Origin of the sequence: Myxococcus sp. SDU36, assembly GCF_030168875.1 — a bacterium.
Taxonomy (GTDB): domain Bacteria; phylum Myxococcota; class Myxococcia; order Myxococcales; family Myxococcaceae; genus Myxococcus; species Myxococcus vastator.
The window spans coordinates 5,833,913-5,856,233 of record NZ_CP077414.1 but is presented as its reverse complement, the minus strand read 5'-3'; the positions used below and the strand labels follow the sequence as shown (position 1 = coordinate 5,856,233).

Sequence of the window (22,321 nt, the reverse complement as noted above, 5' to 3'; positions counted from 1 at the left end):
TACGCCGACGACGGGGTGGGGCTACAATGGAGGCTTCCCACCCATCTCCGCCGTCGTGACGCCGTGAAGACGCCGCGTATTCCTTTTCGCCTCCCTCTTGTCGCCGTCATCGGGCTGCTGAGCGCCTGCGGGCCCACGCCCACCACCATGAAGCTGGAGCCGCTGGAGACGAAGTACCTCCGCACGCCTGGGCAGACCGTGAAGCTGGCGTACGAGGTCTTCGACGCGGAAGGCCGGCCCATGTCCGACCCGAAGCTGCGGTGGACCAGCTCCGCGCCGGACGTGGCGCAGGTCCAGGAGGGCTTGCTGACGGTGCGCAAGTCCGGGAGGACGACCATCGGCGCGACGGGGGGCAAGGTCCGCGCGGCGTTGCCGCTGGAGCTGACCATCCTCAACTCGCTGGACGTGCGGGCCCCGGGCTCGGACTTCCTCGAGGTGGGGCGCGTCATCAAGCTGCGCGTGGTGGCGAGGAACGAGCAGGGCTCCTCGTTGCAGGACGCCACGCCCAGCTTCCGCGTCTCGGATGAGACGGTGGCGCGGGTGGAGGAAGGGCAGCTGGTGGCCGTGCGCCCGGGCAAGACGGTATTGAGCGCGACCTTGGGGCACCTCAGCCGGCACATCGCGGTGCAGGTGGTGCCGGCGGACTTCGCGCGGCTGGGCCTCAACCTCACGCACCACGCCTTCCAGCGCCGGGGGCAGTCCGTGCAGCTTCAGGCGCGCGCCTTCAATCGCAGCGGCGTCGTGCTGGACACGGTGCCGCTGGAGTTCTTCACGTCGGACTCCTCCGTGGTGTCGGTGTCACCCGAAGGCCGCGTGACGGCGGTGGGCTCCGGGCGCGCCGTGGTGTCCGTGGTCGCCGGCCGGCGGCGGTCGGCGGCGGAGTTCGTCGTCCCGTAGCGTCGCTTCGCGGCGACCGCGCGAGTCAAGGCTTCGGCGTCGCCGCGGGAGCCTTCGACTTCGACTTGGGCGAGGCCGGAGCCTTCTTGGTGGGGCGCTTGCGCTTCTTGGCGTCCGCGTCCTCCGGGCAGGGCGGGCGAGGCCCGTCGCTCGGCGGCTGGATGGTGAAGTCGACGCGGCGGTTGAGCGCCATGCCTTCTTCCGTCGCATTGTCCGCGACCGGCCGCGAGCGACCGAAGCCCTGCGAGCACAGTCGCTCCGCCGCCACGCCGCTCTCCACCAGGAAGCGCATGACGCTGGCCGCGCGGCGGCGCGACAGGTCCAGGTTGTATGCATCGCTGGCGCGCGAGTCGGTGTGACCCTCGATGTGCACCCGGTCGGCCTCGGGGCTCTCGTTCATCACCCGCGCGACCTCCTCCAGGATGGGGAAGGACTCGGAGAGGATGATGTCCTGGTCGGTGGCGAAGTTGAGCTGCTCCAGGATGACAATCCGGTTGCCGTCGCGGCGGGCCAGCGGGCACCCGTCCTTGCCGCGGCTGCCGGCGGGCTGGTCCGGGCAGCGGTCGAGCCGGTCGACCACGCCGTCACCGTCCTTGTCCGTGTCCGGGCAGCCCATGTTGGCCACGGGGCCGGCCACGTCGGGGCACGCGTCCGACTCGCCAATCACGCCGTCGCCATCCGGGTCGACGGGCGGAGGCAGCGGCTCGGGCGGCTCCTTGAAGCGCTCCAGCGCCTCCCACTCGCGCGTCTTCGCCGGAATCCACAGGATGGAGGTGAAGAAGCTCAGCGAGGGCGAGGCAATGGAGCAGCCGCAGCCCATGCCGCCGCCGAACGTGAAGGTGAGGCCGGTGGAGCTGTACCAGCGCAGGCCGAAGAGCGCCTCCGCGGGGACCTGCCGGGGCTCATCGGGCTGCTTCTGCAGCCCCACCGCGCCGTGCACCATGCCCACGGCGGTGACGCCGCTGCCTCGGAGGATGGGGACCTCCGCGCCGACGCCGAAGGGCATCATGTCGCCCACGGAGACGCCGCTGAAGACGCGGTCCGGGCGCTGCCAAAAGCCGCCGTTGAGCGCCAGGAGGATGCCGTTCTCGAAGCGGTAGTCCAGCACCAGCCCGGGGGCCCACGTCAGCTCGCCGTCTCCGGCGAAGGCGTCCTGGGCGCCGGTGGGGAAGCTCACGTTGAGCGTCACCGCGCCGCCCCAGCCCTTGCCCTCGGCGGGCCGACGCAGGCCGGGGATGGCCACCTTGCCCGAAAGCCGGAGGTCGCCGAGGACGAAGCTCTCCACGCTCCCCTCGGTGCCGATGACCTCCAGGTTGTCGCCGCCCTGGGCCAGGATGAGCGGCATGTCCACGCCGATTTCGGCCCAGTCGAAGAGGCCGACGGTGGCCATGACGTCCAACTGGAGGCGGTTGCCGACCAGGTTGATTTTGCTCAGGTCGCCGCCCTCCGGAACCAGCGACAGGGGGTTGAGCGAGTAGCTGAGGTACGGACCGGCGGAGACGGACAGGTGTGACAGCGGACGCGACTGCTGCACCACCACCAGGTCCTGGGGCGCGCCGGACGGACGGAAGAGTTGCACGTTGAAGCGCGCATCCGGCTGAGCGGTGGCGGCGGTGGACAACCCCAGCGCCACGAGGAGGAGCAGGTGGGAGGGCTTCATCGCGCGGTGCGCCGGGGGCGGAGGAACATGAGGCCCGCGGCGAGCAGCAGCAGGAAGGTGGTGCTCCCCGCGGGTGTGGCGTCGGCGGTGGTGCCGCAGCAGAAGGCGCCGCCTTGGGGCTCGGTGCCCGGCTTGCGGCGGCCGCGCTCGCACGCCATCGTCTTCGCGGAGCAGTGCTCCACGCCCAGGCAGTCTCCGCTGTCGGAGCAGGCGGTGGAGCAGGTGTTCGTCGCGACGTCGCAGGTGCCGCCGCAGGGGCAGTGGGCATCCGCGAAGCACTCCACGCAGGCGGTGCCGTCGCAGACCGTTCCCGGCTCGCACGTCACCGCGCACGCGCCCGAGTTCTCACAGGTGCGCGTGGTGGGGTTGCACACGCCGCTGCCGCAGTCCCCGTCATCCGTGCAGCCCACGCAGGTGCTGCCCTGCGCGGTGCCATTGGAGAGGCAGAACGGGGTGTCGCCGCCGCAGGCGCCGCAGCGGGGGCCGCAGTGCCGGTCCGTGGTGCAGGACGCGCATTCGCCACTGAGGCAGAACTGGCCGTCGCCGCACTCCAGGTCATTGCGGCACTGGACGCAGACCTCGCCGTCGAGGCAGTAGGGGCGCTCGCCGGGGCACTTCACGCAGCCAGGGCCGCAGCTGTCGGCCGTGTTGCAGGAAGGCACGCTGTCCACGCAGCGGCCGTTGGCGGTGTCGCACTGCTGGCCGGCGGCGCACTGGCTGCTGGTGGTGCACTCCACGCAGGTCGGTGTGGCACCGGGCGTCAGCGCCGTGCACTGGGTGCCGTTGGGGCAGCAGTTGCAGGAGTTGCCGGCGCACGAATCATCGGTGGCGCAGGGCGAGCACACGTTGTTGGTGCAGGACTCGCCTTGAGGGCAGTGGGCGTCCAGGGTGCATTCGCGGCACTCGTGGAGGTCGGTGGCGCAGAACTCGCCGCTGGGGCACTGGCTGTCGTCGTTGCACTCGACGCAGGTGAACGTTTCTGCGTCACAGGCGCCGGTGGCGCAGTCGCTGTCTTCGTTGCAGCCGGTGCACTGGTTCGTTTCGAGGTCGCAGCGGCCGTTCGGGCACTGGCCGTCCTCGGTGCACTGCACGCACTGGGTGCTCCCGTTGATGTTGGCGCAGTGGGGCGTGGACTCGCCGCACGGGGAGCAGGAGTCGCCGCAGAAGAGCGAGGAGTCGCAGGGGGCGCAGAGTGCCGCGGCATTGCAGTGGAAGAAGGAGCCGCAGCCTCCGTTGCCGGGCGCGTTCGCGTTGCCGCGGTTGCACTGCTCGCAGCGGTCGAGCTGGCCTTCGAAGGAGGGGAGGCCGTTCTCCGTCTGGAAGAACTGCGCGGGACGGAGGAGCTGGAAGCCGGAGCTGAAGAGGTTGACGACGGGCGGCTGGTTCGCGGCGCGCTCGAAGTCAGTGAAGGCGCCCGTTCCCATCGACAGCTCGAGGGCCGCGTGCTCGCCGACCTGCGAGTAGAGCATTTCGACGGCGTACAGCCCCGGCGCATTGAACGTAACGCTGTTGGTGGTTCGCCACGTTGCGAATCCGAGCACCGGCGGTCGGTTGATGACCTGGTAGGCCTGGCTGCGGTCGTAGATGACGAGGCTGATGCCGTCGTCCACGTAGTAGCCGAAGTGAAGCGGCTGGCCCGCCAGATCCGCAGTGACGTTCAGGTAACCGCGAAATCGCGACGCGAACGGGGTGAAGGCGTCGTTGTCCTCGATGACGGTGAAGGTGCATCCGCCAATCGAGCACCCGGGGGCCGTGACCTGATTGACGAAGTCCCCATAGCTCAGCGTGCGCCCGTCGTTGAGGTTGTTGGACAGGTCGAATGGTGTCCGCAGCACCGTTGTGACACGGCTCTGCCTGCTGGCGGGTTCCTCAAGGAAGCCGTTGATACCGTCGATGTACGTTCCGCGGGCCTGCGGAAACTCATTCAAGGGGCGCGTCCACACATTGGACGCCACGCACAGGCCCTGCCCATCACCAGCGAGTGCGGGGGCAATGGGGGGCCCTTGGACGACGACATCGGGCAACTTCTGGCCCCAGGCGGTCGAGGCCGCGAGGCACACCGAGAAGACAGTGAGCGCGGTACGCGCGATGCGGGACACGGGCGATTTCAAAGCCCCGCAACAATGCGGGATATCTCCCACAACCGCAATTCCGGCAACGTGCGGCTTTCCGCTACGACGTCCCAGGTCCTCCAAGGGGCGCTCAACGGCGGCGACTCAGTGGGCCGCTGCTACTCTGAATAGTGAGGAATACAGGTTTCGTGGCGTCACGAGGATGAGTCGGTGCCTTCATCAGCGTGACGAACTCCGAATCGATGCGCTCCAGCGAGAACGGTCAAGTCCCGAATCGTGTGTAGTTGGTGCGGAGGGGGTTCGGGGGAGGGAAGCTCGTTGGCGGCATCATGCAGCGCAGGCACCAGCGCTCCACGCCTGCCTCCTGTCTACTGGCCCCCGGCGGCACGCTCACGCACGTTCGCCGAAGGGACACGCTCTACCTCCGAAAGAGAGGCTAGAGTGGCCCATTGCTCCCAGCGTCGTACGCTCCTGTCTGCTTCGCCCCCCTCTTCATCGTGAATGCTCGGCAGCGCCGGTACCGGTGCTTGCCTTGCTCCGGAATCGCTGCTCGACTTGGCCCGGTGCACGCACTTGCCCCAACGCCGCGTGCCCGCGATAATAGCCCGCTCTCCCATTCAGCCATCCGCTCCGCTTCTAAAGGGGAATACTTCATGGATCCGGTAACCCTTGCGACCGTAACCTCAGCCATCACAGTCCTCGGCACCAAGGTGGCGGAGGGACTAGCGTCCGGGGCTGGAAAAAGCATATGGGAGAGTGTGCTTAAGATCTTTAAGTGGGACGCGGCACCGCCTGTGGACGGCCTTGCACAGGCGACAGCCGAGCATCTCCAGGCACATCCCAATCATGTGGCACAGACCATCCAGGTGCTTAGGCAAGATACAGGCTCTGTCGGCATGCTTGTTGGCCGCATTGACGCCGAGAAGGTCGTTGTTGCGCAAAGTATCCACACCATCAATATGTAAACATGTCTGACGAAGAGAATCCTCTGCCGGTAGCTGTGAAGACCATCCCGCTCGTGGAGGAGGTCAACGCGAAGACTGCTGTCGTCGCTGCCAGCATCCACAACCTCAGTCTAAATATTGATGCCTCCAGTGGTGATGTAAAAGAGTTACTCCGAGTCGTTTTTCCGGCTGGGCATCGCAGTAGTGAGGCTGTGGATGACGATCCTCTCGCGCCAGAAATCGATGCCAACGTTGGACTCATTAAACGCCACCTCTTCAGCGAAGCGTTGGAAGGGTTCCACCTCCTCCAACAGAAATGCGGTTCTAAGCCAAACCTGTCGAGGTCGCGTTTTCGAATCGCAAACAATACTGGAGTATGTCTTCTGGGCCTTGGGCGCTTCTCCGAGGCTCAGGCCGAGTTCAATAAAGCTCTCAGCATTGAGCCCAACGACGACTTGGCGAGGAGTAACCTTGCGACAGCGCACCTGCATGCGGATGAGCCTGCTCGCACCTTGGACCTGCTAAGGAAGCCTGTCACGAATCTATCCGTGAAAGGGCAAGCCGGTGCGCTTCGTATCGCTGCGCTGTTCCGTCTCGGGCGTCATGAAGACATTGAAGCGTTCTTGCGTGAGGAAGCTTGGACAGCCTACGACGCGCATGTCCAGTTCGCAGTCGCGCAGGTAAGAATAGCTAAAGGTGATACAGATGGCGTAGACGAGGCTCTTCGCGTCGCCACAACCAATGCGGAAACTGCCCGAGAGGCTCACGTACTCAATGGGATGCGCGAGCTAGGGATTGCTGGGGCAGTCGTTGGGGGTGCTGGTTTTGTATCGATAGACAAGGAGTTGCCTCAGGCTCGGCTGGAGGCGGCGCTCGCGCATTTCGAGCGCGCGCTGGAATCATGCCCGCTTGGTCTGCACGACGTTCGTGCGGAGTTGTTGGCTCACTGTGGGCTGGTGCTGTCTCTGCTTGGGAATTCGGAACAAGCATTGAGGAAATTTGAAGCCAGTCGGAGCATCAATTCACGTTTTAGTGTCTCGGCCGTGGTCAATCACGCCGCTGTGCTGATGGAGCGCGATGAATTTGCTGCCGCCACGCGCATTATTCGCGACTCCGGCCTGGCTGACCAACACCCACATGTTCGGCTCCAGTTAGCGGAGGCACTGCATGCCGCGCATGCAGACGCTGAGGTGATTGATCTCCTTGCTAATACATGGCAAACGTTTCAAGATGAGAGACATCGCATACACGGGGCAGCGATGGTGCTCAACTCTTGCCGACGACTCCAACGTCTGGAGCTTGGCAAGAAAACTGTTGATACGCTGATTCGAGAGGATTCTGGGTCCTGGAATGCATGGCTCCACTTGGGACGGCACTTCGCAATTTCAGGAGACCGAACTCAGGCGATGTCTTCATTTAAGAAGGCACTCTCGCTAACTGACAGCGTAGGCAGCCAGCAGGTTCGGGAGGAACTAGGCTACAGACAAGCTCTGTGGGGAAATTATGCAGACTGCATCGCCACCTTGGAGCCTCTGGATAGCACGACCCTCAATGATGAAGCAACTCAGGCCTTGGCAGTTTCGCTGTTCAATACAGGGGCACTAAAGCGGGCACACACCATCACCAATGGCTTTTTGGCGCGCGAGCATGTTCCAGTCCAAATCATTGAAATGGCTGTTGCTCTTGCCTCAATAGCAGGTGATATCGACAGAGCGACGGAGTTTCAGCGTAGGCTCTTGCTGAACCGTAGGTCTCATCTTTGCGACATCAACTGCTTGGCGACCCTCCTACTGCGTCAGGGGAAAAGAGAGCAGGCGGCAGAAACACTGTCCGTTGAGGCATCTGAGATGGAAGGAGGGCAGGACGCCCACTCATTGATGACGTTCGCGCACCTTTTGAGCGAGGTGCAAGACAGACGTGCCCTGACATATGGCTACCGCGCTTGGGAGCGTGGCCGGGATCAAGCACAAATCCAACAGGGTTACATTGGACTCTTCCTGCGTCGGGAACGGGATGAGGCTGATGGTCTAAAGGTGGACGCTGTGTCACCTGGGACCACAGTGACGCTTTCAGTGGTAGGTAAGGGCACTTCGCGTGAGGTGTCCATCGTTCGAGATGAAGATCTGATCCCAGATGCCGCAACATGGGTCAAGGCGTCTGACCCGTGGGCCACTCGACTAATCGGTAAGCGGGTGGGAGACGAGGTTTCAGGGGCTTCAAGTCCGCTGATGCAGACGAACTACCGAATAGATAATATCAAGTCGAACTACGTTCGTGCATTTCAGGAGACAATGTCGGGCTTCAACGACAGGTTTCCAGATGCCACTGGGCTGTGGAAGGTCGAGGTTCCATACAACGATCCTGCAGGAATCACTAAGACAATACTTGCCTTTCAGGGGGACTCGGCACGTATCAAAGAGTTCGTTGCGATGTATGCTCAGTGGAAGCTGCCGCTCGCGGCGCTTGCGAGTGCATTGCATCGCCCTGTGCCAGTTGTGTGGTCTGGACTCATTGCTGATGAGGATGGGATTTGTTTTTCCCTTGGCGCGGAGCAGGAGTTGAATGTGGCTGCGCGCGTAATTGGGAGGCGCACTGCACCGCTGTATCTTGACTACTCTGCATTAATGACGCTTGTGTTGCTTGATGATGGGTTGCGGGAGAAGTTGGTTCAATTGGTAGGTCATGCCCGTGTCATGCAAAGTCTTCTTGATGATTTGCATACCCATGCCGCTCGGGCAATGGTGAAAGGCACGGGTGAAGGAATGTATGTGTCGGTAGGCGAGGATGGGCGACTCAAGATCGCGCCGCTTGGAGATCTTCACGGGTTCCTTGCTCGGGTCCAAAAAACCGCGCGTGAGGTGGCCTCGCCGTGGCCTGCCTACTCTCGGTTTGAGCCCTCGCCTCCTGAGTGGCAGAACGTGATTGAGATGCTAGGGGAGCCAACGTCAGATCTGCTCGCGGAGGCAGCGGCGACAGATGGTATCGTGCTTTGTGACGATCATGCACTTGGAGTGCTGGCCCGAGCCAAGAATCAGACATGTACTGTTTCTATTCAAGCTGTAGCGCTAGCGGCATATCGGGAGGGCCGCTTGGCTCTTCCCGAATATGCGAGCATTGTGGAGCGTTTGGCGGTAGCCAAGTACAGCTTCCTCTCGGTGAACCACGACATCATAGAGGTTGTCCTCAAACGCCATCAATGGCAGGTCACTTCGGAAGTTGCCGCCGTGTTCTCTTGCCTAGAGGGGCCTCGTTGCACCACAGAGAGCGCAGGTGTTGTAGGGGCGAAAGCGCTCAGGGCTATCATTCTGGAGCCATCGGCGACACCGCATCGAGACGTCATTATCGATGCATTGCTTTCGCGGCTCACGAGAGGCCATGATGTCCAGCAAGTCACCGACCTCATGGTGCACATATTGCGCAGGCTACTGCCGCTTGCCTCTATTCATTTAGATTGGCTTGTCCGGACCATTCGTGCTTGGACTGCCGCTCGGTCTTAGTACGCCTAATAATCGTAAGGGATGAGCCAGGCCGCCATAGGGTGATGCTCATCAAACCGGACCTTGTTAGGTGCTAAAAGTTTCGGAAATCCTAGACGTGGAGCTGCCCACGCCCGGCGAGACGCCCTGATGGCCGTGGCACTGGAGCTGTCGACGCACTGGGCGTGGCGCCGGTGTGTCAGGCACTGGGGCTGCCTCGCGCCACTTTCTACCGGCAGGCTCGGCCCCTACACGGGCCGGTGCGCAGAGGCCCTCAGCCGCGGGCCCTGTCGCCCGAGCAGCGAGCCGAGGTGCTCGCGGTGCTGCACGAGCCGAGATTCGTGGATGCCGCGCCCGCGGAAGTCTACGCGCAGCTCCTCGATGAGGGGCGCTACCTGTGCTCGGAGCGCACCATGTACCGGGTGCTCGCCGAGAATCAGGAGGTGCGCGAGCGCCGCGGGCCAGCTGCGCCATCCCAACCACCCGGTGCCCCAACTGCACGCGACGAGGCCCAATGAGCTTTGGAGCTGGGACATAACGAAGCTGCACGGCCCGTCGAAGTGGACGTACTTCTACCTCTACGTCGTCGGGTGGATGGAGGCCCACCGCGAGTCGGCCACCCTGGCCAAGAAGCTGCTGGCGACAACCTGCGAGCGCCAGGGCGTGGTGCCCGGCCAATTGACGATTCACGCCGACCGGGGCTCCTTCATGACTTCCAAGCCGGTGGCCCTGCTGATGGCCGACCTGGGCGTGACGAAGACGCACTCGCGGCCCTACGTCTCCAACGACAACCCCTTCAGCGAAGCCCACTTCAAGACGACGAAGTACCAGCCCGACTTTCCAGAATGCTTCGGCTGCATCCAGGACGCTCGCGGCTACTTCGGAAATTTCTTCGGCTGGTACAACAACGAGCACCACTACGGCGGCCTCGGCCTGCTGACGCCCTACGACGTGCACCATGGCCTAGCGGCCGAGCGCCTCGCGGCCCGGAGCGCGGTGCTCGCCGCGGCCTACGCCGCTCACCCTGAGCGCTTCCCTCGTGGTGCACCCAAGCCGAAGGCCCCGCCAACCATCGTCTGGATAAATGACCCCGCGCGGCTCTCTGCCTCACAGGTAGCTGCGCAGTAATCTCTCGAACTCACTGTCTCACTCGCGTTGACAGGTTCCGCGCGCGACCAGTAGCGCCACGATGTCGGACAGCCTGGCGCCTCGCAGCTCATCCAGTAAGAGCGTTTCGATTCGCAACATCGTTTCCTCGGACTGGAAAGTTCAAACCCGCTTGCAGCTCACGTCCCCATCCTGGGAGCGGATGAACGCGGCGGTGAGCTCCGTGCCCAGCGCCGCGCACAGCACCTCGAAGGTCCGCCGCCGGGCGCCGCCCACCACGGACGGCTGGCTGGCCAGCGTCTCCGGATGTCGCACGAAGATGTTGTAGCCCACGATGCAGCCATCCGCGCGGAGCACGGTGATGCCATCGGTGGCCATCATCCCCCGCAGCAACTGCGCGGCGGCGCGCACGGCGGTGCCCGAGCTGTCGGTGGGGTCCACGTGGTAGCGCTCCAGCAACGCCACGATGTCCAACGGACGGGGCAGGATGATGCCGTCCACGAACAGCGTGGAGCCCGCGCGCTCCCGGGGCAGCACCGCCACGAGCGCGCCGTGGGAGCCCTGCATCACCTCGAAGAGCACCCGGCGGAAGAACCCGCGCGCCCGCTCGCGACTGTGCGTGGTGACGCCGGCCGTGACGACGTCCGCCAGCTCATCCATCACCTCCGGCGGTGAGGCCGCCTCCACCCTCGCGCCGGACAGGTACACATGCCGGCACAGCCCACCGCCCGAGCGCAGCTCCAGGATGTTGTCGGCGAGCTGAAGCACCCCCACCACGCCCGCGCCCCTGTCCTCGACACGGCGCAGCCGCTCCAGCGGCGTCTCCGCGAGAGGGAAGGGGTCCGTCCGGAAGACGCCGTAGGCGAAGCCCTCCGGGACGCGCAGCAGGTACAGCGCCCACCAGCGCCCCTGGCCCAGCGGCGCGCACTGCTTGAGCGCGCGCTGGATGGTGGCGCGCGAACGCGGACCGATGCCGATGGCAATCGGGTCATGCCCGCCCAGGTGTTCGAGCATCTGCCCCAGGTCGTCTCCCACGAAGGCCATGGGAAACAGCGGGGCGCCCTCCTCGCGATAGCGCGACAAGGTGACGATGAGCTCGCCAATGGCGTCCGCCGTCAGCTCGCAAGACATGCGTGCTTCGTCCAGGAACGTGCTGACGGCGTCGGTCAGCAGGTGACGGAAGGAGAGGACGAGAGGGGGCGAGCCCAGTCCGGCTGGGTCCGAGCCGTTCATGAGGCGCGCAGCATGGCGCATTGCCGCCGGGCACGCACGGACGGAGTGACAGCGGGCCCAGGTGCTCGTTCCCTCACCAGGGTGTCAGCGTCGCCGAGTCCACTCAGGGCGCACGGCCCCTCACGACAAGCCTGCCCGGGCCTCGTCCAGCCGGGCAGCCGTCTGGTCCCAGTCGCTGGCCAGCCCGTCGAGCTGCTTCAGGATGTCGGAGAAGTACCGCGCCTCCAGGGCCTTCGACAGGGTGGCGCCGTGGGCCTCCGCCCACTTCTTCGTGACCCGGGCCCGCACCTGGGCGCCCAGCAGGTCCACGAAGCGCTCCATCAGCGGCGTGGACAGCAGCGTGCCCGCCCACACCACCGCGTCATGGCCCATGCCGCCCGTGGCCACCGTCACCGCCGCCGCCGCGCCTGACGGCACGGAGTACACCAGCGTCGTCAGTGTCTGGAGAAGCTCCTCCCGCATGCCGCTCTGAAGCTCCGCGGAGACCAGCTCCCGGCAGTACGCATACAGCGTGGCCCGGTCCGCCGCGTGCGCGTGCAGGGGCTCGAAGCCCAGCGGCTCCTCCAGCTTCGTCAGCGTCACCGGACCGAAGGCTTCCTCCAGCTTCGCTCGCGTCTGCGCGTCCGCGCGCCACGCGGCCACCTCCGGAGCGAAGGCCTCCACCAGCCGCCGCACGCCGTCCTTCAGCGTCTCGTCCACCGCGTGGGTCGGCGTGTCCGCGCTCGGGGCCTCGGGCGCGGTGAAGGACTCGCGCACCTTGCGCGTGACGAAGGTGAGCGCCGTGGCCAGCCCCCGGAAGGGCAGGCGCACCCACTTGTGGAACTGGCTGCGCGCATCCAGTTCGTCGCGAAAGGCGTCGATGAGCACGTCCGCCGGCACGGCCTTCAGCGCCGCGTGCGCCCCCACCACGTCCAGCTCGTGGCGCAGCCGCTTGCGGAGCCGGTCGGGCTCCCGCGCCGCCTCCGAGGCCGCGCGCGACACGGCCTCCAGCTCCGCGCGTGCATCCGCGAGCGAGGCCTCCAGCGCCCGGGCCTTCAGCTCGCGCGCGTGCTCGGCCTGTCCCAGCAGCGCGCCCAGCGCGGGCTTCCCGTCCAGCGGCTCCGTGGCCAGGGGCTTCAGTCCCGCCTCCACGTCGGGCTGGTGCGGCGCCAGGTAGCGCGCCAGCGCCGGGTGGCCCACGTCCGCGGCGAGCTTGTCCAGGTGCCCGCGGGCCACCTCCTCGCGCGTAGCCTCGTTGTAGACGAGCAGGTACGGCCGCCCGTGCCCCACGGCCGCGCGCAGGAAGTCCACCAGCGCGGCGTTCTGGTACGTCTGCCGGCTCACGACGAACGCCAGCACGTCCACGGTGACGAGCAGCGCCTCCGCGCGCTCGCGGTTGTCGCGGTACACGCTGTCGAAGTCCGGCGTGTCCATGACGAGCAGCCCGCGCGGCACCGCGTCCGACAGCGTCAGGTACAGCCGGCCCGGAGGCCCCGCCTGGTCCACGGGCGCCGCGTCGCCGGAGGCCACGGGCACGATGTCATAACGCCGCGTCAGGAAGTCCTTCAGCGGCCCGGTCCACGTCTCCGGGTGGGCCGCCGCCAGGCACTGCTTGGTGAGTCCGCCCTCCGGCCTCGCGGGGGACAGCGCCGCGCCCACCAGCGAGTTGAAGAGCGTGGACTTGCCCACGTTGTTGGGGCCGGCGATGGCCACCAGCAGCAGGGGCGCGTCGGCGGAGCCCAGGCGGGGGAGCAGGTCGCGGCGCAGGCGTTCGGCCAGACGGCGCGCGAGCTCGGCGTCCGAGGCGTCCGGGAAGCGCTCGGGAGCGGGCAGGGCGTCCAGGGCGGACGCGAGGAAGGTGCGCAGGGCGTACGGGTCTCTCATCACCAGAAGTCCTCGCACCACAGCACGCGGGACGCCCCGTGCCCAGGCACTTGTCCTCCCAGGTGTCGGCCGGGGACAGAGCGGGTGGCGCGCGGTAGGGTCGCCCCATGCGCCTTCTCGCCGCCTGCCTGCTCCTGTCGGGGCTCGTCGCCTGCACCGCCGCGAACACGAACGCCCCCGCGTCCGAAGCGGCTCACGCCCAGGGGCCGTTGCCCTTCATCGAGGATGACTACGCCCGCGCGCTCGCCGAGGCCCAGGCGAAGGGGCTCCCCCTCTTCGTGGACGTCTGGGCGCCCTGGTGTCACACGTGCCGGTCGATGAAGGCCTACGTCCTGTCCGACGCGGCGCTGGCCCGGCACGCGGACCGCTTCGTGTGGCTGGAGGTGAACACCGACCTGACGTCGAACGCGGCGTTCCAGGAGAAGTACCCGGTGGAGTTCTGGCCCACGCTGTACGTCATCGACCCGCGCGAGGAGAAGGCCCTGCTGCGCTTCGCCGGCAGCGCCACCGTGGCGCAGTTGGAGAAGCTCTTCGAGGACGGTGAGCGCGCGTACCAGGGCGGCGTCACCGGCGCGGAGGCCCTGCTGGCTCGCGGGGACGCGCTCTATGCGGAGGGCCGCTCGGCCGAAGCCGCGGAGACGCTCGCGGAGGCCCTGGCCGAGGCACCCGCGGACTGGTCCCGCCGGGGCCGCGCGGTGGAGTCGCTGCTGACGGCGATGTACGGCGCGAAGCAGCACGAGGCGTGCGCGCGCAAGGCGCTGGAGGAGCTCCCGAAGACGCCTCGCTCGCTGTCCTGGGCCAACGGCGCTCTGCTGGGCATGTACTGCGTGCTGTCGCTGCCGGAGGAGCACGCGGCGGGGACGGAGCTGCGCGGCGGCCTGGAGGCCAAGGTGGCCGAGGCCCTAGCGCCTCCGGCCATCGAGATGTCCGCGGATGACCGCTCCGGCTTGTACGAGGTGCGCGTGCAGGCGCGCGAGGTGGCGAAGGACACGGCGGCCGTGAAGGCCCTGTCGGAGGAGTGGCTGGCGTTCCTGGAGGCCGAGGCCGCGAAGGCGCCCAACCCCCAGGCGCGCACGGTGTTCGACTCGCACCGCATGCTCGCGGCCATGAAGTTGGAGACGCCCGCCCGGGCGATTCCCGCGCTCGAGCAGAGCGAGAAGGACCTGCCCCAGGACTACAACCCGCCCGCGCGCCTCTCGACGCTGTACCGGCTCGTCGGCCGGCTGGATGACGCGCTCGCCGCCAGCGACCGTGCCCTGGCGCGCGTTCAGGGCGCGCGGCGGCTGTCGGTGCTGTCTGGCCGCGCGGACATCCTCGTGGCGCGCGAGGACACGGCGTCCGCCGTGAAGACGCTGGAGGAGGCCATCACCTTCGCGAAGTCGCTGCCCGCCTCGCAGGTGTCGCCGCGCATGGTGGCCGGGCTGGAGAAGAAGCTCAGCGGCCTTCAGGCCCCGGCGCGGTAGCCGCCGCGCGGGTGTCCAGGTCGAACAGCGCGTAGTCCGGGGCCTGGCATTCGCGCATGGCTCCGTCGGTGAACACCAGCATCGCGGCGCCGGGGGCAGGCGGAGGCGGCGCGCCGTGGGCGTAGTCCACGCGCGCTCCGTCCGTGATGAGGTGCCGCAGCACGCCGTCGCGGGCGCCGGTGGGTGGCAGCCCCAGCATCGCGCGGCTGCGCTTGTCGCGGGTATGGCCCACCACCTGCGTCAGGCCCGTGGGCAGTCGCCTCGGGTCGAAGCGGCGCCGGGGCGTGCCGCGCACCCGCTCGGCGTCCTCGGGCAGCAGGCTGGGGCGCTGATAGAAGATGCCCGTGCCCTCGCCCTGGGCCGCGTTGCCCGGGTGGTGCAGTCCCGGAATGACGAGCGGGCCTCGAGTCCATCCCGCCACCGCCGCATCCAGGGCCGCGTTGAGCGCCGCCGCCACCGGGTTCGCGTCCCCTCGCCGCGCGGGAGGCAGGCGCGCCGCGTCCAGGTCCTCCCGCGTGACGCCCGCGTGCAGCACCAGCAGGTCGGGCGCCGCGGCATGGGCCACACGGAAGCGCTTCACCCGCAGCAGGTGCTCCACCCAGGTGCGCTGCACCTCGCGGAAGTTGCCGAAGTCGCGCGCCACCAGCTCCGCGGAAGGAACCTGCGGCCAGCGCGCGAGGAACGCCTGCTCCGCGGCTTCGTCCGTCTCCCCACCCTGGTAGATGCGGTCCGCTTCGGCCTGGGCCTCGGCGAAGCACGCATCCGAGAAGCCGGCCAGCTCGCCCACCCGTCCCAGGTCGTGGTTGCCCAGCAGCATCACCGCCTGGTTCGCCGGGTGGGCGGCCAGCCACGCCACCAGCGCCAACCCACTGGCGGCGACGGGCGCGCGCTCGTCGGGCTTGCCCCAGTCGAAGTGGTCGCCCACCGAGATGAGCTGCACGTCGGAGCGAAGCCAACCCTCGCGGGTCAGCAGCCCGTGGTGCGCCAGGATGGCCAGGACCTGGTCCAGGTCGGCCTGCGGGTCCCCCATGACGAGCCGCCGCCGCCAGACCGGGTCCTCCGCCGGGACGGAGCGCGGCGCCTCCGCCGCGGCCTCGGCGGCCCGCGCGAGCGCGGCCTGGATGGATGGCGGCTTGCTCACGAGCTCTGGAAGAAGCGGGCGATGAGCGCCGAGCGGCTCTCCACCCGTGCCTTGCTCAGCAGGTGCGTGACGTGGACTTCCACCGTGCGCTCGGCGCAGCCCAGCCGGCCGGCGATGGACTTGTTCGTCTCGCCCTGGATGATGTGCGTCAGCACCTCGGACTCGCGCGCGGTGAGCGACCAGCGCGCCGACAGCGCCTGCACGCGCGCGGCGGCGCTGGACGCGGTGCCGGTGTCGATGGCCAGGTAGTGCGGCGGCAGGCCGGTGGTGAGCAGCGGCGTCATGGTCAGCGGGCCGGAGCAGGGGATGCCCTGGGCGCCGCGGCGCAGGGACTCCATCAGCTCCGGGTCAGGCCGCTCCAGCCGCGCGCGGCCGGCGTTGTTGGCGTGCACCACGCGGCCACTGGAGCTGACGACCCAGGCGGCGCGCCCCAGCGCCTCCATGGCGACCTGGAGCGCCGAGGACATCAGGCCCGACTCGCGCAGCCGCGTCTCCATGGTCAGCCGCCGCTGGAGCGCGGGCGTCAGGGCCTGGAGCAGGCGCTGCTCGCGCTCGGTGAAGGGCTCGGCGCGGGCCAGCCCCACCCAGCCCAGGAGCACCGGCCCATCACAGACGAGCGTGCGCAGCCATTGCATGTTCTCCACGCCGAGCTGCCGGAACATCGCCGCGGAGCGGACGCTGATGCGCTCCCGGGTGCTCTCCAGCGACTCCTCGCTCATGCCCAGCCGGCGCCCCACCTCGCTGGCAGACAAGTCATGCAGCGGCAGCTGGCGGGCCGCCTCGGTCTCCGTCAGCGAGCGGAAGTGCAGCGCGCGGTTGCGCTGCGCGGGCTCGGGCCGGGCGGGATTGAACCAACCCCAAGGGTCTCCCCAGGCAGACACCTGGTTTTCGATGGCCGCATTCACTGTCGCGGTAGGGAGTGGGAAGCCCGCGCAATAGGAGTAGCTCGCGTGGTAGCGCTCGGGGCCCACGTCCACGCCATAGGCCACGGCGCGTTCGGCCCGCAAAGCCTCTCGTAAAGCACCTAGCACCGGGGGCAGGGATTCCGTCCCGGGCTCGGCCTCCACGAGCATTGCCTCAAGGTCCGTCAGCAGGCCTTGCTCCTCGGAATTCAAACGAATCACGGTTTGTGAAGTATACGCCCGTCAGGGATTGCGCCCAGTACTTGACCACCCTTCACGCACATCTCGAACGTCCAGAATTGTCCCGACAGAAACTTCCTGGCATTCAAATGTTCTGGGTTTTTAATGACCCGGGGATTTCCCCCATAGCCGGACACGGGGCAGTGGCGGAACACTCTCATGTCGGCCCCCAGGGGGGAGGGCCGCCGCGGTGGACTGTGAGCGCGCGCCGGGCGCTCGGTTTCGGGTGCCCGGTGCGCCGCTCCTTTCCCACACGCCTGTCGCCCGCGCGCCAACCCATGAGGATGGCTGCCTTTGTGGGCCCACCCGACCTCATGGAGCATGCAGGACGCGAGGCAGCCGCCCGGCGGGCACCACCCTGCGCAGGAAATGAAGCATGCCCAGGCCCAGGTAGGCCATGCCCAGGGCCAGCGCAGCCCAGCCCAGCCAGGCGCTGATGGCGCCCGTTCCCAGTCCCACCAGGGCCCAGATGGCGAGCGCCGAGCCCACGCTCCAGGGCATGGCGGTGCGCAGGTGGGGGCCGCTGAAGGCACCGCCCAGCGCGCAGAAGGCGGCCGCCAGGACGCCAAAGCCGAACCACTTCGGCTCCTGGACGGGGAAGATGGCCGCCATGGATAGCAGCGCCGTGAAGAGTCCGAGAATCGCGAGTCCCAGGGTCATGGCTTACTCCGTGGCCGTTCCTGGGAAAGGTGCTCACCGGGCGCGTAGCGCGTAACGCACCTTCGGTTCGTGGGCTTCGCGGTATGCCGCATGGTGTCGTGCGCAAAGGCGCGAAATCGCACCATTCTTCCGCTCGGCATGCTGCTGGCTAGGCTGCCAATCGGCTGTACCACCGTGCGACGGCCGGCCCACGTGGAGAACGGATGGACACCTGGAAATGCGTTCAATGACGACGAAGAAGTCCGTGAAGCGCGCGTTGTGCATGGCGGTGGTGATGACCATCTCCGGTTGTAGGGCGCCCGCTGCGTTGGGGCCCGGGGGCGGCATGAGCGCTTCGGAGGGCTCCGACTCCGGCGCTTCGTCCGAGGGCTCCAACTCCGGCGCTTCGTCCGAGGGCTCGGGTGAATCGAGCCAGTCGGACTCGGGTGCGTCGTCGGAGGGCTCGGGCGACTCCAGCCAGTCGGAGTCGAGCGGCTCCAGTGGTGAGGAAGGCTCCAGCCAGTCGGAGTCGAGCGGCTCCAGTGGTGAGGAAGGCTCCAGCCAGTCGGAGTCGAGCGGTTCCAGCGAAGAGGGCTCCAGTCACTCCGAGTCGAGCGGCTCCAGCGAGGAAGGCGCGAGCCACTCCGAGTCGAGCGACAACGAGTCCACGGAGCCCGCCTCCCGAAGCTCCGAGGAAGGCGGAACGAGCGAGGGCTCGGCTGGAACGGAGAAGGCGGACGGCGAGGCGTCGCGCTCCCGCAGCGACAACAGCAGCCAGTCGAACAACAACGACGTGGCGTCCGCGGTGACGGTGGCCGCGCTGGTGGTGGGGCTCGGCATCATCATCTGGCAGGCGTATGCCGCGGCGGAGCGGCGGCGCCGAGGGGTGTCTCCGAAAGAGGCGGGTCGCGCGGCCCAGGTGTACCTGCGGGCGCGCACGCACCAGCTTCGCGAGGACCTCGCCCTGGGCGCGGGGCCGACGGTGGAGGACCTGGCGGCGGCGGCGCGCATCCGCCGTGAGCACCTGGGGCTCTTCGGGCGCGTGCTGCGCGCGAACCGGAAGGAGCTGCTGGAGATGGCCGAGGCGAGCACCCTCACGCCGGACCGCGCGCTCGCGTGGCTGGAGCGGGTGGGCGAGCTGGCTCGGGCCGAGCCGCGGTTGGAGGAAGATCGCCGCGCGTTCCTCGCGGCACCGGCCCGGGAGGGCACCGCGACGGTGGCGCACTGATGCGCTGGCTGGGGCTGCTGGCGCTCGTCTTCGCGCTGCCGGTGCACGCCGAAGAGGCCCTGTCCGCGCGCGTGCACGCGCTGGAGCAGGCGGGCGTGGTGCTGCGGGGCGCCGCCGCGGCCAACGCGGACCTGGTGACGGAGGTGGAGGCGGGACTGGAGGCCCTGCCTCCGGCGATGCGGCGTCCACCCGGTGGGCCCCTGGAGCTGGTGCTGCACGCGGAGGCCGCGCCGCTGGGCCTGGGCGATGGCTCCCCCGAGCGCCCGGACTGGACGGAGGGCCGCGCGCGCTTCCACCTCTACCAGTACGCCCCATCGGACGAGCGCCGGGCCACGCTGCGCCTGTCCCGGCTGACGGACGCGGAGTCAGCGCGGCTGTGGCGCCGGCGCGCGGTGGTGCACGCGGTGATGCAGCGCTGGGATGACGCGAAGGGCTGGAGCGGCACCCCTGCCTGGCGCCGGCTGTCGGGTTGGATGAAGCCCTTCGAGCGGCCCCTGGTGTGGAAGGAGGAGGTCCGCCTCCGCTACGCCGGAGCCTTCAGCCGCGCCATGGGCCAGCGCAGCGCCTCGTTGGACTGGGTGACGTTCGCGGAGGAGCTGCTCGTGCCCGTGGAGTCCCTGCGCGCGGACGCGCTGCCGGTGGATGACCACGTCCGCTGCCAGGAGTTCTCCAAGGCCCGCGCGCTGACGGAGCAACTGGAGGCGTCGGGCCTGGGCACGCTGCCGCCGCGCGGTGACTGTCCCGCCTTCGACGCCTGGGCGGAGCTGGAGTCCCTGTCGCACTTCGAGGTGCTGCTGGTGGCCTCCACCGGCCGCCAGCCGGAGTCCCTCTTCGGACACCTGCTGCTGCGCCCCGTGTGGCGCGAGGGCGAGGTGCCACGAGGGCCCACCTTCGAGCGGGTGGTGCAGTTGGTGGCGCTGACCGGCATGGAGTCCAAGGGCCTGGGCTACGTGGTGAAGGGAATGACGGGGGCCTACGACACCGTCTTCCTCACGGGGACGATGGGCGACCTGTCCCACGAGGCGCTGGAGCTGGAGCAGCGCTCCATCCGCCGCTTCCGCCTGCGCCTGAAGCCCGGCGAGGACGCGCGGATGCTGGAGCGGGTGTGGGAGCTCGAGCGCCGTGGGTACATGGGCTACTACTTCTTCACGGACAACTGCGCGAGCGCGCTCGTCTTCCTGCTCAACGGCGCGCTGGAGGGGGGGCGGCAGCTGCGTCCTCCCGGCACGCTCTGGGTCCTGCCCACCGCCACGCTGGACACCCTGGCCCGGGTGCAGGTGGAGGAGCCGGGGGGCGAGACGTCTTCCCTCCTGGAGCACATCCCGGATGCGTTCGAGTCCACGGGGGACCGCGCGGTGCGCGCGCACTCGGCGCAGCAGGAGGCCATGGACGCGCTGGCCGGGCATGTCGGCGCCGATGAGCTCGCGCGTCTTCGGGGCGTGCATGCCCGGTTGGAATCGCCGGAGCCACAGGTCCGCGCCCCGGCCTATGACGAACTGCCCGCCGTGGTGGCCGCGCTGATGCACTCGGCGAAGACGGCGTCCCGCGACACGGTCCGCGCGCACCTGCATGCCTACGTGGCGCACGCGGTGCGGGTGGAGCGTGCCGCGGTGGACCGCGCCGACGGCGAGCGCCTGCGTATCGAGCGCGAGCGGCTGCTCGCGGTGAAGGTGCCGGTGGCGGGCTCGGCGCGGGCTGGTATCGCCGAGCGTCAGCGCGTCTTCGAGACCGAGGACGCGCTCCAGCGGAGGCTCGCGGTGTTGGACCGCGTCACCTTGTTGAAGGACGCGCTGGCCTCCGCGGAGCGCCGTCCACCCACGCCCGAGGAGCTGCGGACGCTGGTGTGGGCCGAGCGCACCGAGGCCACCTTCCACCGGGCCACGGAGGTGCAGGGCACGCTCAATGACGGCGTGCTGGCGACCGTGGACCCGGTGGCCTTCCTGCACGAGGACCGGCGCCGCAAGGTGGCGGCGGAGACGGCCTGGGCGGAAGGCGCGCTGAGGGAGTCCGGGGCGGGGCGCATGATGGTGGCCCTGGGCGTGGACTTTCCCGAAGGGGCAGCGGCCCGGCCCCTGGTGGGGCTGCGCACGGCGGGCATGGCCGAGGCCCTGGGCGATGCGCGGCTCCACGGCTTCCAGCCGAGCAGTGAGCTGCGGGTGCTCGATGGCGAGCTGTTCCTCCTCCCGCGCTGGGGGCTGCCGAAGGTGGTGGCCTCGGACCTGACGCTGTTGGGCTACCGCACGCTGCTGCGCGAGCTCCCCCAGTTCCGTGACTCCGTCTGGGATTCGCTCGGCTGGGGTGCCGAGGCCCGCGTGGCGTCGAGCGACGCGCGCCTGCTGCGCTATCGCGCATCGGTGCAGGCGGAGGCGTTGATGGTGCTGGACGAGGACGCGCGCTTCTCGCGCTTCACCACGGTGGGCGTGGGCGGCCTGGCCGCGGTGCACTGGAACCGGGAGGGGTTGACGCCGGCCGCTGGGCCGCGCCTGTCCCTGGCGCATCGGATGGGGCTGTTCGGCTCGGGCGCCAACGCGGTGCGGCTGGAGGCGGCCTACGCGCCCACCTGGCGGGTGGGGGACACACACTTCACCCATGAGGCGGGCGCGGCGCTTCAGTTGGAGGTGTGGCTGGGCCGCGCGGGGCCCTTCGGCGTGCTCCTCACGCCCCGCGCGCAGGTCCGGTGGGAGGGGGCGCTTTCGCCCACGCCCCACTGGGAAGCCCTGGCGCCCTCTACGTGGTTGGACGGCGCCGCGGAGCGGCGTCTGGCGCTCGGGTTCGAGGTGCGCTGACGGAGGTGGGCGCGCCGATTCTGTAGCTCGTCCAGAACGGGTGGCTGATGGCCCCCGTCACCGCGCCGATGAAGAGTCCGATGACGTAGAGCGCTGTGTATCCCCAGAAGCCCAGGCCATAGAAGAGGTGGCTCTGGGTCGCCATACCGATGAAGATCAAGAAGGCGAGGGCGGTGGGCACCGCCACGGCGGAGAGGGTGGCCGCGCCGAGCGCGCGCGGCAGCCTGCGCGCGTGGAAGCCGCCGAAGGTGCCGGCGAGGAGCCCGTTGAACATGGGCAGGAAGAACAGGGCCAGGCTGGTGAGCGCCATCACCAGCGTGCTCACGATGAGCCGGTTGTGGACCAGGTTGATGGTGTCTGGCTTGAAGGTCAGGTCCGCGGGTATCTCCTGGCGGATGTATTCGTAGCGCGGCTTGGGACCGGCGAGGGCCTTCTCCGGGTCCTGGGTCAGGATGCGCTCGGGCATGTCTGGCTCCCTCCTTCGGGGGCACATCAACGGGTGCCTGATGGTCATGAGGTTGTGACGCCAGCGGGTGCGCGGAAGGGCCGCTGGCCGCATCGAGGGGCGGGCAACCTGCCGGGCCCTGGAATTCCCCCTCCGGAATACTCGCGGAGTCCCTGGATACCGGAGCCAGGGGGAGCCGAAGATGCGCGCCGGACTTGGCGGACG

At 68.3% G+C, this 22,321-nt stretch carries 14 protein-coding genes and 1 pseudogene; 7 read left to right on the top strand and 8 right to left on the bottom strand.

Annotation, left to right across the window (positions count from 1 at the left end; all coding sequences use genetic code 11):
- The first annotated feature begins 63 nt into the window (after nt 1-63).
- Nucleotides 64-897: an Ig-like domain-containing protein gene (locus KGD87_RS23580; RefSeq protein ID WP_284662740.1), complete on the top strand. Its 834-nt coding sequence runs from the start codon at nt 64-66 to the stop codon at nt 895-897.
- Nucleotides 898-922: 25 nt separating this feature from the next.
- Here the strand turns inward: KGD87_RS23580 and traB are convergent, their stop codons facing one another.
- Both traB and traA read right to left on the bottom strand, forming a co-directional pair.
- Nucleotides 923-2,557 carry an outer membrane exchange protein TraB gene (traB, locus tag KGD87_RS23575; RefSeq protein WP_284662738.1) on the bottom strand — a complete coding sequence of 545 codons (1,635 nt, stop codon included), beginning with the start codon at nt 2,555-2,557 and terminating at the stop codon, nt 923-925.
- Nucleotides 2,554-4,698, bottom strand: coding sequence for an outer membrane exchange protein TraA (gene traA, locus KGD87_RS23570; protein WP_284662736.1), 2,145 nt, complete (start codon nt 4,696-4,698; stop codon nt 2,554-2,556). Before traA ends, traB begins: the two co-directional genes overlap by 4 nt.
- A gap of 584 nt (nt 4,699-5,282) precedes the next feature.
- On the opposite strand from traA, the gene KGD87_RS23565 reads away from it, so the two are divergent.
- The 3 genes and pseudogenes from KGD87_RS23565 to KGD87_RS23555 form a co-directional block, all read left to right on the top strand.
- A complete protein-coding gene (locus tag KGD87_RS23565) occupies nt 5,283-5,594 on the top strand; it encodes a hypothetical protein (RefSeq protein WP_284662735.1) in 312 nt (103 codons plus the stop codon).
- Nucleotides 5,595-5,596: 2 nt separating this feature from the next.
- On the top strand, nt 5,597-9,070 hold the full coding sequence (locus KGD87_RS23560; RefSeq protein WP_284662734.1) for a hypothetical protein: 3,474 nt from the start codon (nt 5,597-5,599) through the stop codon (nt 9,068-9,070).
- 66 nt (nt 9,071-9,136) lie between these two features.
- Nucleotides 9,137-10,177, top strand: a pseudogene (locus KGD87_RS23555) (transposase); the annotation flags it as partial.
- A 141-nt stretch (nt 10,178-10,318) separates the two neighbouring features.
- Here KGD87_RS23555 and KGD87_RS23550 read toward each other — a convergent pair.
- Both KGD87_RS23550 and KGD87_RS23545 read right to left on the bottom strand, forming a co-directional pair.
- The gene (locus KGD87_RS23550) at nt 10,319-11,389 is read right to left on the bottom strand and encodes a hypothetical protein (RefSeq protein ID WP_284662733.1); all 1,071 of its coding nucleotides are present in this window, start codon (nt 11,387-11,389) and stop codon (nt 10,319-10,321) included.
- 120 nt (nt 11,390-11,509) lie between these two features.
- A complete protein-coding gene (locus KGD87_RS23545) occupies nt 11,510-13,252 on the bottom strand; it encodes a GTPase (RefSeq protein ID WP_284662732.1) in 1,743 nt (580 codons plus the stop codon).
- 107 nt (nt 13,253-13,359) lie between these two features.
- Here KGD87_RS23545 and KGD87_RS23540 point away from each other — a divergent pair, with 107 nt between their 5' ends.
- Nucleotides 13,360-14,715, top strand: coding sequence for a thioredoxin family protein (locus KGD87_RS23540; RefSeq protein ID WP_284662731.1), 1,356 nt, complete (start codon nt 13,360-13,362; stop codon nt 14,713-14,715).
- On the opposite strand, the gene KGD87_RS23535 is transcribed toward KGD87_RS23540, so the two are convergent.
- The 3 genes from KGD87_RS23535 to KGD87_RS23525 all read right to left on the bottom strand — a co-directional run bounded on the left by KGD87_RS23535 (nt 14,687) and on the right by KGD87_RS23525 (nt 17,658).
- Complete coding sequence (locus KGD87_RS23535) at nt 14,687-15,856, bottom strand: metallophosphoesterase family protein (RefSeq protein ID WP_284662729.1); 1,170 nt, start codon at nt 15,854-15,856, stop codon at nt 14,687-14,689. The two genes, KGD87_RS23540 and KGD87_RS23535, sit on opposite strands and share 29 nt — an antisense overlap.
- Nucleotides 15,853-16,980 (bottom strand): helix-turn-helix transcriptional regulator, encoded by a 1,128-nt coding sequence (locus KGD87_RS23530; RefSeq protein ID WP_284662728.1) that lies wholly within the window; start codon nt 16,978-16,980, stop codon nt 15,853-15,855. The genes KGD87_RS23535 and KGD87_RS23530 overlap by 4 nt, the downstream gene beginning before the upstream one ends.
- Nucleotides 16,981-17,310: 330 nt before the next feature.
- Nucleotides 17,311-17,658, bottom strand: a complete 348-nt coding sequence (locus tag KGD87_RS23525; protein ID WP_284662726.1) for a hypothetical protein — start codon at nt 17,656-17,658, stop codon at nt 17,311-17,313.
- Between the two features lie 226 nt (nt 17,659-17,884).
- Between KGD87_RS23525 and KGD87_RS23520 the strand changes: the two genes are divergently transcribed.
- Nucleotides 17,885-18,865, top strand: coding sequence for a hypothetical protein (locus KGD87_RS23520; RefSeq protein WP_284662725.1), 981 nt, complete (start codon nt 17,885-17,887; stop codon nt 18,863-18,865).
- Nucleotides 18,865-21,651, top strand: coding sequence for an Lnb N-terminal periplasmic domain-containing protein (locus KGD87_RS23515; RefSeq protein ID WP_284662723.1), 2,787 nt, complete (start codon nt 18,865-18,867; stop codon nt 21,649-21,651). Before KGD87_RS23520 ends, KGD87_RS23515 begins: the two co-directional genes overlap by 1 nt.
- On the opposite strand, the gene KGD87_RS23510 is transcribed toward KGD87_RS23515, so the two are convergent.
- Nucleotides 21,593-22,117, bottom strand: a complete 525-nt coding sequence (locus KGD87_RS23510) for a hypothetical protein (protein WP_284662721.1) — start codon at nt 22,115-22,117, stop codon at nt 21,593-21,595. The two genes, KGD87_RS23515 and KGD87_RS23510, sit on opposite strands and share 59 nt — an antisense overlap.
- Nucleotides 22,118-22,321: the final 204 nt, after the last annotated feature.